Raw genomic sequence first — 14256 nt, 5'->3', positions numbered from 1 at the left:
TGGTGCGCGGGGTGCGGGGGGTGGGGCGCCGGGGGGGGGGGCGGGGGAGGGGGCTGGGTTAGTTGCGGTTGACGTAGGCGGCGAGGCCGCCTAGTTCCTCGCTGGCCAGGAAGACGGAACGGACGGTGAGCAGGGCCTCTTCGACGTGCTCGGTGCAACTCCAGGCGGAGTCGCCCCAGGAGTCGGCGAGCTTCAACTCGGCCGGCCGGGAACAGGGGTTCATGGCACCGCCGAGCTGGCAGTGGTCGGGGTGCGGCGCCTGGCGGTGGGCCGAGGCGGCGTCGCGTACGCGGGTGGAAAGGTCGGCGCGGGCCGCGTTCGCCCGTGCGTCGGCCGCGGCGGCACGTTCCCGCTCCGCGCGTACGGCGAGGATCGCGGCCAGGCGCAGGTCCAACTGCTTCGCGACCAGGGCGGCGAGCTTCGTCAGCACCGCGATCTGGTTCCCGGTGACCTGCCGGCGTTTGCGGTCGATCACGTTCACCGTGCCCAGCCGGAAACCGTCGGCGGTGATGATCGGTGCCGCCGCGTAGAACCGCAGCGACAGCTCGCCCTTCACCAACGGGTGGTCGGCCGTACGCGGATCCAGCGCGGCGTCGTTGACGACGTACGGGCCGTCGGCGAGGAAGGCCGAGGCGCACAGGCCGGATTCGATGCCGACCTCGGTGACCCCGTCGAAACCCCTGGCGGCGGCGAGCCAGACCCGGTCGGCGTCGACGATGGTGACGCTGGCGATCGGGGTGCCGCAGACCATCGCGGCCAGCTCCGCGATCTCGTCGAACGCGCCGTCAGGGGGCGCGTCGAGGATCTCGTAACGACGTACGGCCGCCAGTCGGGCGGTTTCGTCGTCCGGCGATCGCACGGAAGGTTCGAGGGGCAATGGTGTACCGCTTTCTGGCTCGGGGGCACGGACGGAAAGCCTGTCGACGGCTTTCCCTGATTCCTGCACGTTCCGCACCGGCCAGGGATGGGAACGACGAATGACCAGATAGATGACGATCTGTCACTGCCGACCCCGAGGTTATACCCTCCGGAACGGGTCAGCACGCCGGGCGGCGGCACTAATCCGGAGGGTCACCGGCCGCTCACCCCGACCCCGTCGGCCGCCCGCCGGTCGGGGTCGTACCCCGGTTGACGTGCATCCGGCTGCGCCGCCCCGGACGTACGCCCCACGCCGCGTCCGCCGTCAACGCCAGCCCGAGCAGCACCCACCACCCGCTGACCTCGCCGCGCAGCCAACCGGCCACCACGAGCACGAGAATCGGTACGAACACCAGCAGTCGTAACCCGCTGAGCAGGCGCCGCCACCGCGGTCGGGGATGGTAGAGATCCTCGCGCGGCGGCTTGGACGAATACTCCCGTACGGAGTGGACGACGGCGGCGGCGAAGCCCAGGCGCTCGGTGCGTACCGCACCGGGCACGGTGGTGGCCCAGTCCGCCAACTCCTCGGCGGTGCGGCCGATGACGTCGACCGGCAAGCCGAGCAGGTCCCCCAGTTCGGTGAGCGCCGCCATCGGCGCCAAGTCCGTACGTCGCAGCATTCCGGTTACGGTCAGTGCCTGCTCCGGTACGCCGAACTCCTCGGCGAGCTGCCGGGCGGCGCGCGCGGTCCCCTCCGGTGTCACCGGTGCCGTAGCGCCCCACTCGTGCGCACCGGCCACCCGGTTGGCACGGGTCAGCACGAATCCCGCGGTCCGCTCCGACCACCAGTACGCCAGCGTCGCCCAACGCCGGTCGCCGAGCACCTCCGCCGCCAACGCCAGGTTGGCCCGTTCGCCCCGACCGTCCCAGAGGTGCAGGCTCCGCTTCCCGTCGATCGGCACCGTCCACGCCGACTGGGTGGTCAGCGGGGCGTCGGCCGCGGCGACCACCGCGGACGCGTACACCAGGACCACGCCGACCTCCGGCTGTGCCGGCGCCGCCCCGGTCACGGTGACCGGGGCGGACCCGGCGGGGGTCAGCAGTTCCAGCGGCAGCCCGACGGCGCGGCAGGCGTCGGCGAGCCGGTCCCCCGGCTGGTACCCGGTCGACGGGCTGGTCAGCGCCCGATGCAGTACGGCGGCGCCGTCGGGCAGCCCGAACAGGGTGACAACCGACAGCGCGTCCGGCTCGGTGCAGGTGGTGTCGAGCGGCCCCACCGAACCCCCGTCCGGCCCGTACGCGAACAGCCTCAGCCCACCGCTGTCGTCGAGCCGCAGCAGGCAGGCCGGTGTACGGGCGGCGACGCTGAGCGCACCGAGGTCCACCCCGCCCGTGCCGTCGGTCACGTCGAGCCGGGTCCAGCCGTCCGCCTCGCCCAGCACCGGCACCGGCACCGAGCCGGCGAACGCAGCCAGCCGGTACGCGGTCGCCCGGACCGCGCCGATCGTCTCGCCGGTTTCCGCTGCCGTCCCGGTCATCTCAGGACCGGGCCAGCAGCCGGCCGAGCAGGCCCCGTTGTGTCGCGTCGACCCGTTCGGCCTCGTAGAGCCCGGGTTCGTCGCCGACGAGCAGGGACCGCCCGACCGCCACGTCCGGCAGGTCGAACACCCGGCAGACCTGCCGCAGCAGGTCCGCGACCAGCGGTCGCGGGCGGCCCGGCACCGGGTCGTTGCGGATCAGCGCCAGCTCGCTCCCCTGTTCCGGGCGGCCGTACGCGGTGGCGATCTCACCACAGTAGACATCCCACGCCTTGCGGTCGGAGAGGTACTCGGCCGGATCCTCCGGCGGCTGCCAGTCCGCCGCCCACTGCAGGCTCTGCTGCCCGGCATCCGGGGACAGCATCGTCGCCTCCGCCAGTGACTCGTTCGCCAGCAGCATCCACGCCGGCACACCCGTACGCCGGACGAGGTCGGCGGCGGGTCTGGCGAGCCGGCGACTGCTGGACCTGGACCCGCGCGGGGAGTCGAACAAAACGATGGTGCCGAGCGGATCGGGTGCGACGAAACCACCGACCTGGCCCGCGTGTACCGCGTCGCGTACCTGGGCCAGGGGTGCCTTCGTCACGACCGCGTACGTTCCCACTGCCGGTCTCCCGTCATCGGTCTTGGCTGCGGAAGCTACCCCAGCGCGGTCGATCGGTCTATGCCCCGGCGAGTGTCGTGTCGGACTCCCGGAGTTGCGGGACTAATCCGTCGCCGTTCTCGACTCGATTGAGTACAGTGCCAGCCCGAATGAGGGTGAGGAGAACCGTGGAGCCGATCGGGAAGAACAGTGGGCGACGCACCGGACAGGTGCTGATCTTCGACGCCGACGACACGCTCTGGGAAAACAACATCCTTTTCGAGCGGGTGATCGACGACTTTCTCGAATGGGTGGCGCACCCGACCCTGGACCGGGTCGAGATCCGCGCGATCCTCGACGACATCGAGCGGGCGAACGTGGTGACCCACGGGTACGGCAGCGCGATCTTCCTGCACAGTCTCGGCGAGTGCCTGAGCCGTCTGCGCGAGCGACCCGCCACCGAGGCGGAACGGCGACAGATCGAGGAACTGGCGGTGGCGCTGGTGGAGCGCCGGGTCGAACTCGTACCCGGGGTGGCCGACACGCTGACCGAACTGGGCCGGCGGCACGACCTGCTGCTGCTGACCAAGGGCGACACCGACGAGCAGCAGCGCAAGATCGACGCTTCCGGGTTGGGTCACCACTTCCGGCGTACGCACATCGTGGCGGAGAAGAACGTCGAGGTGTACCGCCAGGTCACGGCCGAACACGGGCTGCTGCCGGCGAGCACGTGGATGATCGGCAACTCCCCGAAGTCGGACATCCTGCCGGCGCGGGCGGCGGGCATGAACGCCGTCTACATCCCGAACGCGTACCCGTGGGCGCTGGACCAGGCCGACCTCGATCCCGACGACGACCTGGTGCTCACCCTGTCGACCTTCCCCGACCTGCTCGACCACTTCTGACTAGCGAGTACGTCGGCGTGGACGATTGCGATTTTCGCAACAGGCCACCTATCCTTGGGCCCATGGGTCTGACCCGGGAGACGTTGGCCGCGCGGGTGCGTGCCGCGGTGGCGGCGAGCGGGCGCCACCAGCGGGAGATCGCCGCGGCAATAGACCTCGATCCCACCGCTCTCAGCAAAGCGATCTCAGGACGTCGCGACTTCAAATCATTGGAGATCGCGCTACTCGCGGAGGAACTGGGGCTCCGCACCGATGATCTCCTGGCGGACGAGGACGTACAGCCACGGCCACCCGCTGCCGTTGCCGCCCGCATGCAGGTCGGCGCGAACCCGGCGGTCGAGCAGGCCCTTCGGTACACGGAGGAACTGCTCGACCTCGACGCACTCCTCACCGAACTTGGCCAACCGACGAAACCGTCGACGGTCGCCTGGCCGACCGCGAACGCCTCACTGAGTCCCGCCGTACAGGGGAAGACCCTCGCTGGGGCACTCCGCAAGCGGCTCGGTCTGGACCATCAGGATCTGCCCTACGATCTCGACGACCTGGCAGCGCTCCTGGAACACTCGTTGGCCGTCGACATCGCCTTCCGGCCCCTGCCGGACGGGCTCGACGGCCTGGCGGTCAGTTCGGGGGACTTCCGACTCGCGGTCGTCTCCAGCGGGATCTTCGCGACCCGCCAGCGTTTCACGCTAGCCCACGAAATCGGCCATCTGCTCGCCGGGGACGCCGACGAACTCACAGTCGACGAGGACGTACTCGGCGGGAACACGGACCAGGAAAGGCGCGCGAACGCGTTCGCCGCCGCGTTCCTGCTACCGGAGCGTGCCCTCAAGGCCGCAGTACCGAGCGGGAAGCTGACAGAGCCGGAAGTCGCCGAACTCCTCGGCCGTTTCGGAGTGAGCCGGGACGCGCTAGCGATCGAGCTGCACCGGTTACGTCTCGTGTCCACCGAGGAACACGACCGGATTCGTACGATGGCGTCGGCCCGGCTGACCTCGCGGCCCGGCCGCACAACCGACCTCCAGGCACGAGACCGTACCCGTGTTCCCGGCACTCTCCTGGAACGTGCCACAACGGCTTATGCCTCGGGAGAACTGGGTGTTCGGCCGCTGGCCCAGCTCCTAGGCAAGCATCCCGACCGCCTACTCGACGAACTGACCCCACCGCGCGAGTCCGCCGACGGCGAGGCGGCCGTTCACCTGTGAATCCGCCGGCCGCAGTTTTCTTCGACACCTGCACCCTGCGCAACTTCGCCGTGGTCGGCCGGTTGGATCTCCTGGAGAAACTGTTTGCAGGGCGGGCCGCCTGGACGGACGGTACGCAACACGAGGTCCGTCGGTCGGTTCGGGAAGCCCCGACGATGGCGCCCCTGCTCGGTGCCGCATGGCTTGGCACCCCCGTGGTGGTCGGCGACCTGCCACCGGCCGCACAGCAGGTCGACCGGCTCCGGCGCGCGATCGGCGGTAGCGGCATCCGAGGTGTCGAACACCTGGGCGAGGCACAGATCATCCATCACCTGCTGACGACCGGGGGCGGGACCATCGCCACCGATGACCGCTCCGCGGCCGACTACGCGGCCCGTAAGGGCCTCATCTCCCTCGACTCGAACGATATTCTTGCCGACTGCTTCGAGGCCGGTCTCGTCGGCTGTCCGGAGGCGTATGAAATCCTGGTAGCGATGGCGGCGGCCGGACGAGGCGTCCGGCTACCGAGCAGCCACCAACACGTCTGTCCGGGCTGAACGCCAAGCTGCGGCCGCCTCCTGCCCACGCCGACGCTATCCCCTGGGCGGCAGGCTGTGTGCGCCCGGCAGGGGGCCGTTGAGCCGGATCTCGAAGCCGACCACCACCGCGAGTACGGCCGCGGCCAGTCCGGTGGAGGCCAGCGGCGCGAGTCCGACCATGGCCGGGGCGGCGACGACCAGCACCACCAGTCCGACCAGGCGGGGTGTGGCCGCGCGGGTGAACACCTGCCGCCCCAGCAGCGCGTGCCCGGCGAGGAAGAGCGCCGGCCCACCCAGGATGGCCGCGACCCAGGAGGCCGGGGCCGAGCCGGTCGGATGCATGATCACCAGCTCGTCGGCGACGGTGATGCCCACCACCCCCATGACCATGATCAGGTGGGCCAGGGCCGCTTCCTTGCTTCGCGGGCGCGGCTCGTTCGGGTCGGCGGGCTCGTTCGCGCCGGGGAACGCCGGGCCGAGCTTCTCCCTGGTCCGGTGGAAGTAGATCCAGTACAGCGACACGGTGATGCAGAAGGACAGCGTGAACGCCGTACCCCGGTGCAGGCTGAAGTCGCTGTCGTGGAAGGTACGACCGGTGATGGCGACGGTCTCGCCGAGCGCGATGATCACGAAGAGCCGGTAGCGCTCGGCCATGTGCTCGTCGGCCAGGTTCCATTCCGCCGAGTTCGTACGCCCCAACCCCGGCACCGGCCAGCCGGCGAGCGCGGCCGCGTAGTCGATCGCCAGCGCCAGGCTCCACAGCGCCAACCGGCCGGAGTCCTCCACCATCGCCCCGGCGAACCAGGGCACCGCCGACGCCGCGAACCAGACCGCTCCCCGCAGCGGTCTGCGGCCCAGGTGATGATGCCGCAGCGCGAAGGCGAGGATCGAACTACGGCCGAGGTTGATCGCCACGTACGCGATCGCGAACAGCAGCCCGCGCTGCTCGAACGCCTCCGGTACGGCGGTCGAGCTGACCAGGACGCCGAACATGGTGGCGGTGATCAGGAACTGCAGCCGGATCAGCCGCGAGTCGAGGGTGTCGGTCAGCAGGTTGGTGTACGACCAGACCCACCAGACGGCCATCAGCAGGATCAGGGTCTGGAAGGCGCCCACCCAGTCCAGGCTGTCTATCAGCGTCTGGGAAAGCCGGAACAGGGTGAAGACGAACACCAGGTCGAAGAAGAGCTCGATGTAGGTGACGCCCTTCGGCTGACCCAGGTCACGGAGCAGGTCGGACCGCTGATCCGTGTCCATCCGCCCTCGTCCCGCCCCGCCCGCCCGGACCGCCCGGCTGTCGGTCCAGTCGTACCACGGGGTGGATGGGTCTACCGGCGGTTGCCGGGAACCTCCACCGGCCCGCCGCCCGGTCCAGTGGTCGGGCCACCGAGCGGCCGGGCAGGGCTCCGTGTCGACCCAGAAGCGGGCGACAACCAGGGGCCCTGCCCGGAGAAGCTCAGCGCAGGGCGGCGCGGGCGGCCACGGCGGTGTCGGGGTGGTCGCTGAAGACACCGTCGAGGCCGAGGCTGAAGAACAGCTCGTACTCGGACGTGATGTCGCCGCGGGCGTTGGGGTCGGCGCCGAGGCGGAAGTCGGTCGGGAGGAACTGGTTCTCCGCGCGGAAGGTCCAGGCGTGCACGTCCAGGCCGACCCGGTGCGCGTCACGTACGACGTTGGTGGGGGCGAGCAGCTTGCCGCTGGCGTCGCGGGGCACGAGCAGGTTCTTGGTCGCGCCGATCCCGTCCGCGTACGTGCTGATCCACTTCAGGTTCTCCGGCTTGACCAGGTCCAGGTACGTACGCGGGTCACCGGCCACGGTGAAGTCGTACGGGCGCCCGGTGGCGTCGAGCAGCTGGGCCAGCCGTACGTCGGTCAGCTTGCTCAGCTTGCGCAGGTTCGCGGTCTCGAAGGACTGGATGAACACCGCGTCCTTGCGGCTGGTCAGCCCGTTGCGCTTGAGCACCCGGACCAGCGGCTCCTCCAGCGCCAGCCCGATCGACTGGAAGTAGGTCGGGTGCTTGGTTTCCGGGTAGATGCCGATGGTGCGGCCGACCCGCCGGCTCTCCGACTTGGCGAGGTCGATGACCTCCTGCAGGGTCGGGATCTCCAGGGTGCCGTCGAAGGCGGTGTTGGTCGGCCGGACCTGCGGCAGCCGCTCCTTGGCCCGCAGCGTCTTCAGCTCGGCCAGGGTGAAGTCCTCGGTGAACCAGCCGGTGACCGCGATCCCGTCGATGGTCTTGGTGGCCTTGCGGCCGGCGAACTCCGGGTGGTCGGCCACGTTCGTGGTGCCGGAGATCTCGTTCTCGTGCCGAGCGACCAGCACTCCGTCGCGGGTGGAGACCAGGTCGGGCTCGATGAAGTCGGCGCCGAGCCGGATCGCCAACCGGTACGACTCCAGAGTGTGCTCGGGCCGGTAACCGCTGGCCCCGCGGTGGGCGATCACCAGCGGCTTCGCGTCGCGGGACTTGTCCGCGTGCCGCGCGTCCGACTCGTCGCTGTCGCGGGCGGCGAACGACGAGGTGGGGATCGCCACCACCGTCGCCAGCATGACGCCGGCCAGGCCGAGGATGGAAAGGGTACGTCGCACCGCAGGTCTCCTGACGTGGGTTCGGGTGGAACCCGATCCAACAGTCGACGGACGACGGTCAGGAGGTCAGTGGCTGACCGAAAGATGAACAACTATGCCGTCGCGGCAGATGACCTGCGGCACCGGTCAGGCGGTGGCGAGGAGTTGGTCCACCGGGGCGTACTCGTCGGTGAGCACGATGGCGTCGTCGATGAAATCGTCCAGGTTGGCGCCGTCGAGCACGGTGACCGGTTCCTCGGTCTCGCCCAGCCGGTTGCGCATCGCCTCGATCGGCAGCGGGGTGTCGGCGGCGACGATCAGGAAGTTGGCGCCCCGGGCGCCGGTGATCGCGGTCGGCGGCGCGACCAGTGCCACGTGGGTGAACTCGGCCTTGACCGTGGCCAGTTCGGCGCGGATGAAACGCAGCGGCGGGTAGTCGATGACGTTCTGCACGTACAGGCCGCCGGGGCGGACCACACGCCGGATGTCGGCCGCCATCTCCCGGGTGGCCAGGTGCCAGGGCACCACCAGGTGGCCGAAGGCGTCACCGACGACCAGGTCGGCGCTGTCGTCGGGCAGTTCACCGACCAGCATCCGGGCGTCGCCGACCACCGCCCGCAGTTCCGGGCCCGGCCGTACGCCCAACTCGCGGCGGCCCAGCTCGACCAGTTCACCGTCGATTTCGAACACCGTGTTGACGGTTCCCGGTCGGGTCGCGGTCAGGTACGTCGGGATGGTGAACCCGCCGCCGCCGAGGTGCACCGCGTCCAGCCGCTGCCCGGCCGGCGCGAACACGTCCGCCACCGCACCGATCCACTGGGTGTACGCGAACTCCAGGTGCTTCGGGTCGGACAGGTCGACGTACGAGTGCCAGGCCGAGTTGAGCACCAGCAGCCGGCCGTCGGGGTTCTCGGCATCGGCTTCGACGCTGGCGCAGTGGTACGCGGTCTCCACGTCGCACGGGTTCGGCGACACCGTGGCCAGTCCCGCCCCGACCAGTCCGAGCAACGCCACCGCCGCCTTCACCCGGGGCCGTCCCGGCACCGAGGTCCGGTCCTGCCGCCACAGGTACCACCCGAGCCAGAGGCCGGTCAGTCCGAGCAGGAGCGCGAGCCCGACCATGATGACGGTGCTCGGCAGGGCCGCGACCAGCACGAATCCGGTGCCGAGGGTGGCCGTGATGCCGCCCAGGGTGCCGATGCTGGACAGCCGCCCGACCACCTGTCCGGTCCGGCGCAGATCGCTGAGCTGCAATTTCACCACCAGCGGCGTGACCGCGGCGAGCAGTGCGGCGGGCAGGAAGACCGCCAGCGCGGTCAGCAGCAGGATGCCGGCGGTGGCACCGCCGCGCAGCACCTCACCGGCGTACCGGACCACGGGCAGGGTGATCGCGGTGGTGATGCCGGCGAGGACCAGGGCCGGGGCGAGCAGCGTACGCGGGTCGCGCCGGTCGGCCAGCCAGCCGCCGAGCCACGCCCCGTACGCGATGGCGCCGAGCGCCACCCCGATCACCGAGCTGGTGACCTGGAGCGTGACTCCGAGGTACGGGCCGACCAGGCGCAGGGACACGGTTTCCAGTACGAGCACCGCGCCGCTGGCGAGGAAGACGAGGGTCGCGGCGAGCCCGTTCGGCAGCGCACGCGGCCCGGCCGCTTCGGTCACGGGTGGGCTCGTCGGCGTCACGGGCATGTTCACGCTCGCCTGAGCCGGTACGTTCGCAGGTGTTGTCTCCATCGGAGCGATCGTACGCAGGCCAGCGGCGCTTCGATGTCAAACCATCGAGAGATGAACATGGTTCGTGTGGTCGCCGGCCGGGCTGCCGCCGCCGCTGTAGGACCTCCAGCCGGTGCCGGGCATCCAGATCTGCCGGTACCAGATCACGTAGAGCACGCCGAGGGAGCTTGCGTTCTTGACGTAGTACGCGGCCAGGTTGTTGCCGTACGTGCGGTCGCCACCGGTCGCGTCGGCGTCCTTGAAGCCGCTGGTCGCGGAGGCGAAGTCGCAGGCGCGTCCCTTGGGGTGTTCACCGCCGCCGCTGGGGCGGTGGCAGGAGACGTAGCGCTTGTAGCCGGCAGCCTGCGCCTGGTTCATGGCGTGCAGGGTGCGCGGGGTGATGCAACCGGTGGTGGTCGGGTCGTTGATGGTGCACGACTCCTTCGGCCAGGAGCCGTCGGAGTTCTTCGGCGCCGGCTTGGCCGCGGGCGAGTTGGCGGCGACAAAACCGGTGCTGGACTTGCCGCCGACCGCGGCAAGCGCCCGTTCGGCGTCGGTCTTGCGCTTGGCGATGACGGCGAGCTGCTTCTGCTGCTCGCGTACCTCGTTGTCGATCGCGGCCTTGGCCCGGGTCGCCTCCTCGCGCGCCTCGGTGAGCGCCCGGAGCTGCTTGTCGTCGCGCTGGGCCATCACCTCCAGGCCGGCGGCCCGCTCCAGGAACGCCTCCGGCGAGGCGCTGTTGAGCAGGGTGGCGACGGCACTGAGCCGGCCGAGCCGGTAGGACTCCACGGCCACCTCGGCGACCACCGCGTTCAGCTCGGTCAGCCGGACCTCGACCTTGGCCAGTTCTGCGGTGAGCGCCGCCTGACGCTTGACCGAATTGTCGAGTTTGGCCTTGGCCTCGATGTGTCCCTTGGAGACGGCTTCCAGCGTGTCGCGCAGGTTCTTGCTGCCGCCCTCGTCACCGGGGCTGCTGGGCGCGAGCGCGAGCGGTCCGTAACCGAGGGACTGGGCGGCGGGCGCCGCGGCGGCGGGGGTTCCCGTAGCGACCACCACGGCGGCGAGCAGTGCCGCGAGCGTTCCCGACGCACGGCGCCGGATTCTGGCCGTCCTGCGAGGCACGAAAGCCGTTCCTTCCGTCGGCCGCCTACCCCCGGTTACCTGGTAGCTCTTTCGGCGGCGGCCACCGCCGGCACCGGATGCGGCGCCTCCGGGCGGGAGACCGGAGGTCACACTACCGGACCACGGCCGCGCTGTCGGCCCTGCGCGTCTACCACATTGCATCGTCGTCGGTGAGTGAAACACGTCATTCACTCTGTGTATCAGTGGTCACACCGAAGCGTTCCGATCAGACGACGGGAACGAGCGTTTCCCGTACCGTCTGCCAGATCCGTTCGTCGGCGGCGACAAGCAAACCGAACCGGTCGTCGGCCGGGTCGTACGGCGTCCCGTCGAGGCGTCGCGCCACCCCGCCCGCCTCCCGAAGCAGCATCACCCCGGGCGCGTGGTCCCAGGGCAGGGTGCGCCAGAAGAGTGCGAACTGCTGGACCCCGGTCACGATGTCCGCGTACTCTCGGCCGGCGCAGTGCTGGCCGGGCAGGACCGTACCGAGCCGGTGTGCGCCGGCCTCGACCGAGGCCCGCCAGGCCGGGGGCAGGAACCGGGTCATCACCGCGCCGCGCAGCGCCGTCGCCGGCTGGTCGACCGCCGGCCGCACCGCCACCCCGTCGAGGTACGTCCCCCGCCCCGCCTCGGCGGTCAGCAGCCGGTCCGAGATCGGGTCGAGGATCCAACTCGCCCGGATCACGCCCGCCTCCAGCAGCGCCACCATCACCGCGAACGGCTCCCGGCCGGCGGCGTAGTTGGCCGTACCGTCGATCGGGTCGACCAGCCAGACCGGGGTCGTACCGTGCAGGTGGTCCAGCAGCGCCGGCTCGGCGGCGACGCCCTCCTCGCCGACCACGACGGAGCCGGGCAGCAGCTTGAGCAGTTCCCCGGCGAGGATCAGCTCGGCCCGCCGGTCGGCGACCGTGACCAGCTCACCGGGGGCCTTCTCGGACACGTCGTCCCGCCCCAGGTGGCCGAAGAGCGGCAGCACGACGTCAGCCGCGACGGCCCTGAGCAACGCCCCCACTTCTTCGATCATGGTGTCAGCCCCGCGGCGGGAGCTTCACCACGCTGACGAAGAACTCGTCGATCTGCCGGACCACCGTGATGAACCGCTCGAAGTCGACCGGCTTGGTCACGTACGCGTTCGCGTGCAGCTGGTAGCTGCGCAGGATGTCCTCGTCAGCCTGGGAGGTGGTCAGCACCACCACCGGGATCCGGCAGAGCTGCTCGTCGTTCTTGATCTCGCGCAGTACCTCGCGGCCGTCGCGGCGGGGCAGGTTGAGGTCGAGCAGGATCAGGTCCGGCAGCGTGACGTCCGCGTACTGGCCCTCGCGCCGCAGGTAGGCGAGCGCCTCAGCGCCGTCCGAGACCACGGTCAGCCGGTTGCGCAGCTTGTGCTCCTCGAACGCCTCCTGCGTCATGAGCACGTCGCCGGGGTCGTCCTCGACCAGGAGGACCTCTATCGGACTCTTGCCGTCCGGCGGTGCCGTCATGCCACGATCTCCTTCATCTCACCGGTCTTCGGTTCGTCCGATCCACCGGCCGCCGGGTCGTCCGGCCCACTCGAATTCTTGCTGTTCTCGTCGGAGCCCCGCCGTCCGGCCGGGTCCGCGGCGGCGTCCGGCCGCTCGTCCGGGCCACCCGACTGCTCCGGTACGGCCGGCGCGGCGGCCAACTCCGTCGGCTCGGCCTGCACGGTCACCGGCAGGGTGAACCGGATCACGGTCCCCTCGGTGACGTCGAGATCCACCCAGATCCGCCCGCCGTGGTATTCGACGATCTTCTTCACGATCGCCAGCCCGATCCCGGTGCCCGGGTACGCGTCCTTCGAGTGCAACCGCTGGAAGATCACGAAGATCTTGTCGACGAACTCGGCCTCGATCCCGATGCCGTTGTCCTCGCAGCTGATCTCCCACTCGTCGTCGACCCGGCGGGCCGAGATCCGTACCTTCGGCGGGACGTCCGGGCGGCGGAACTTGAACGAGTTGCTGACCAGGTTGGCCAGCAGGTTCGTCAGCAGCGGTTCCTCGCCCAGCACCACCGGCAGCTCGGACCAGGTCAGCTCGCCACCGGCGTACTGGCGGGCTGCCTCGGTCTGCCCGGCGACGTCGCCCATCACCTGGTTCAGGTCCACCTCGACGAAACCCGTGGTGAGCCGGCCGATCCGGGAGAAGGCGAGCAGGTCGTTGATCAGCCGCTGCATCCGCTGGGCACCGTCGACCGCGAACGCGATGTACTGGTCGGCGCGCTCGTCGAGCTGGCCGGCGTACCGGCGCTGCAAGAGCTGGCAGAAGCTCGCCACCTTGCGCAGCGGCTCCTGCAGGTCGTGCGAGGCGACGTACGCGAACTGCTCCAGGTCACGGTTGGACCGGACCAGTTCCTCCGCCTGCTTCTGCAACTGGCTGTTGACCCACTCGATCCGGGTACGCGCCTCGCGTACCTCGTCCAGGTCTGCGGCGATCTTGCGGCGCATCGCGTCCACGTCGGCGGCGAGCAGGGCCAACTCGGGTGGGCCGGTCTGCTCGATGTCGCGCTGGTAGTCGCCCTGGGCGACCGCGCGCACCTGCTCGGCCAGGCGGGTCACCGGACCGATGACCGTACGGTTCAGCGACACCAGCAGCGCCACCCCGGCGATGATCACCACCACCGCGGCCAGGATCAGCAGCAGGACCAGGGTGTTACCGGTCTTGCGCGCCTTGACGGCGACCTCGTTGCGCAGGTCGAGGACCAGGTCCTGCAACCGCTCGGTCGAGGCCCGCAGGGTGTCGAACTGCTGCCGTCCCTGCTCGTTGACCAGTGCCTGCCCGGCGGTCGGGCCGCCGCTGGCGGTCGCGTTCACGATCGGCAGGGCCACGTCCGTCCGCCACTGCGCCGCCTGGTCCCGGACCACGTGCAACTGCCGGCGGATCTCCGGCTGGTCGTCGAGCAGCGCGTCCATCCGGGCGATCAGGACGCCCTCCTGCTGCAGCCCGTTCTCGTACGGCCCCAGGTCCGCCCGGTCACCGCTGACCGCGTAGCCGCGTACGGCGGTTTCCTGGTTGACCAGCGCGGTCGGCAGCGACTCAGCGTCCGTACGCAGCGGGCCGGTCTTGGTCAGCAGGGTGTCCAGGTGACCACGGTTCGCGTTGGCCACCAGTGCCTCGCCGACGGCGAGCAGGGCCAGCACCGAACCCACCACCACGCAGAGCGCGGTGACCCGGCGGCGCAGGCTCCAGCCGAACGGGCGAGCCCCTGACCGTGTGGTTGTCATCCCCATCTCC

13 protein-coding genes are annotated in these 14256 nt (G+C 70.3%); 3 read left to right on the top strand and 10 right to left on the bottom strand.

Features of this window, described 5'->3' with window-relative positions; genetic code table 11:
* Positions 1–58 precede the first annotated feature (58 nt).
* From AB0J90_RS30005 to AB0J90_RS29995, 3 genes are all read right to left on the bottom strand, one after another.
* Positions 59–859, bottom strand: a complete 801-nt coding sequence (locus AB0J90_RS30005; protein ID WP_363601553.1) for a GAF domain-containing protein — start codon at positions 857–859, stop codon at positions 59–61.
* 223 nt (positions 860–1082) lie between these two features.
* Positions 1083–2396: a hypothetical protein gene (locus AB0J90_RS30000; protein WP_363601551.1), complete on the bottom strand. Its 1314-nt coding sequence runs from the start codon at positions 2394–2396 to the stop codon at positions 1083–1085.
* A 1-nt stretch (position 2397) separates the two neighbouring features.
* Complete coding sequence (locus AB0J90_RS29995) at positions 2398–2982, bottom strand: hypothetical protein (protein ID WP_363601549.1); 585 nt, start codon at positions 2980–2982, stop codon at positions 2398–2400.
* Positions 2983–3209: 227 nt separating this feature from the next.
* On the opposite strand from AB0J90_RS29995, the gene AB0J90_RS29990 reads away from it, so the two are divergent.
* The 3 genes from AB0J90_RS29990 (at position 3210) to AB0J90_RS29980 (ending at position 5625) form a co-directional block, all read left to right on the top strand.
* On the top strand, positions 3210–3884 hold the full coding sequence (locus AB0J90_RS29990; RefSeq protein WP_363601559.1) for an HAD family hydrolase: 675 nt from the start codon (positions 3210–3212) through the stop codon (positions 3882–3884).
* A 62-nt stretch (positions 3885–3946) separates the two neighbouring features.
* Entirely contained in the window at positions 3947–5089 is a 1143-nt protein-coding gene (locus AB0J90_RS29985) for an ImmA/IrrE family metallo-endopeptidase (protein ID WP_363601547.1), read from the top strand.
* 155 nt (positions 5090–5244) lie between these two features.
* Positions 5245–5625, top strand: coding sequence for a hypothetical protein (locus AB0J90_RS29980; protein ID WP_363601545.1), 381 nt, complete (start codon positions 5245–5247; stop codon positions 5623–5625).
* 36 nt (positions 5626–5661) lie between these two features.
* On the opposite strand, the gene AB0J90_RS29975 is transcribed toward AB0J90_RS29980, so the two are convergent.
* The 7 genes from AB0J90_RS29975 to AB0J90_RS29945 all read right to left on the bottom strand — a co-directional run bounded on the left by AB0J90_RS29975 (position 5662) and on the right by AB0J90_RS29945 (position 14246).
* Positions 5662–6864: a low temperature requirement protein A gene (locus tag AB0J90_RS29975; RefSeq protein WP_363601543.1), complete on the bottom strand. Its 1203-nt coding sequence runs from the start codon at positions 6862–6864 to the stop codon at positions 5662–5664.
* 199 nt (positions 6865–7063) lie between these two features.
* The gene (locus AB0J90_RS29970) at positions 7064–8194 is read right to left on the bottom strand and encodes a glycerophosphodiester phosphodiesterase (RefSeq protein ID WP_363601541.1); all 1131 of its coding nucleotides are present in this window, start codon (positions 8192–8194) and stop codon (positions 7064–7066) included.
* Between the two features lie 126 nt (positions 8195–8320).
* The gene (locus AB0J90_RS29965; RefSeq protein WP_363601557.1) at positions 8321–9862 is read right to left on the bottom strand and encodes a fused MFS/spermidine synthase; all 1542 of its coding nucleotides are present in this window, start codon (positions 9860–9862) and stop codon (positions 8321–8323) included.
* An 81-nt stretch (positions 9863–9943) separates the two neighbouring features.
* The gene (locus AB0J90_RS29960) at positions 9944–11008 is read right to left on the bottom strand and encodes a hypothetical protein (RefSeq protein ID WP_363601539.1); all 1065 of its coding nucleotides are present in this window, start codon (positions 11006–11008) and stop codon (positions 9944–9946) included.
* 226 nt (positions 11009–11234) lie between these two features.
* Complete coding sequence (locus tag AB0J90_RS29955; protein ID WP_363601537.1) at positions 11235–12032, bottom strand: inositol monophosphatase family protein; 798 nt, start codon at positions 12030–12032, stop codon at positions 11235–11237.
* Positions 12033–12036: 4 nt separating this feature from the next.
* Positions 12037–12489 carry a response regulator gene (locus AB0J90_RS29950; protein WP_363601535.1) on the bottom strand — a complete coding sequence of 151 codons (453 nt, stop codon included), beginning with the start codon at positions 12487–12489 and terminating at the stop codon, positions 12037–12039.
* Complete coding sequence (locus AB0J90_RS29945) at positions 12486–14246, bottom strand: ATP-binding protein (protein WP_363601533.1); 1761 nt, start codon at positions 14244–14246, stop codon at positions 12486–12488. Before AB0J90_RS29945 ends, AB0J90_RS29950 begins: the two co-directional genes overlap by 4 nt.
* Between the last annotated feature and the right edge of the window lie 10 nt (positions 14247–14256).

Source organism: Micromonospora sp. NPDC049523, from assembly GCF_040676775.1.
GTDB lineage: Bacteria > Actinomycetota > Actinomycetes > Mycobacteriales > Micromonosporaceae > Micromonospora_G.
Note: the sequence above shows the minus strand (reverse complement) of the source record. Positions and strands in the feature narration are given on the sequence as shown.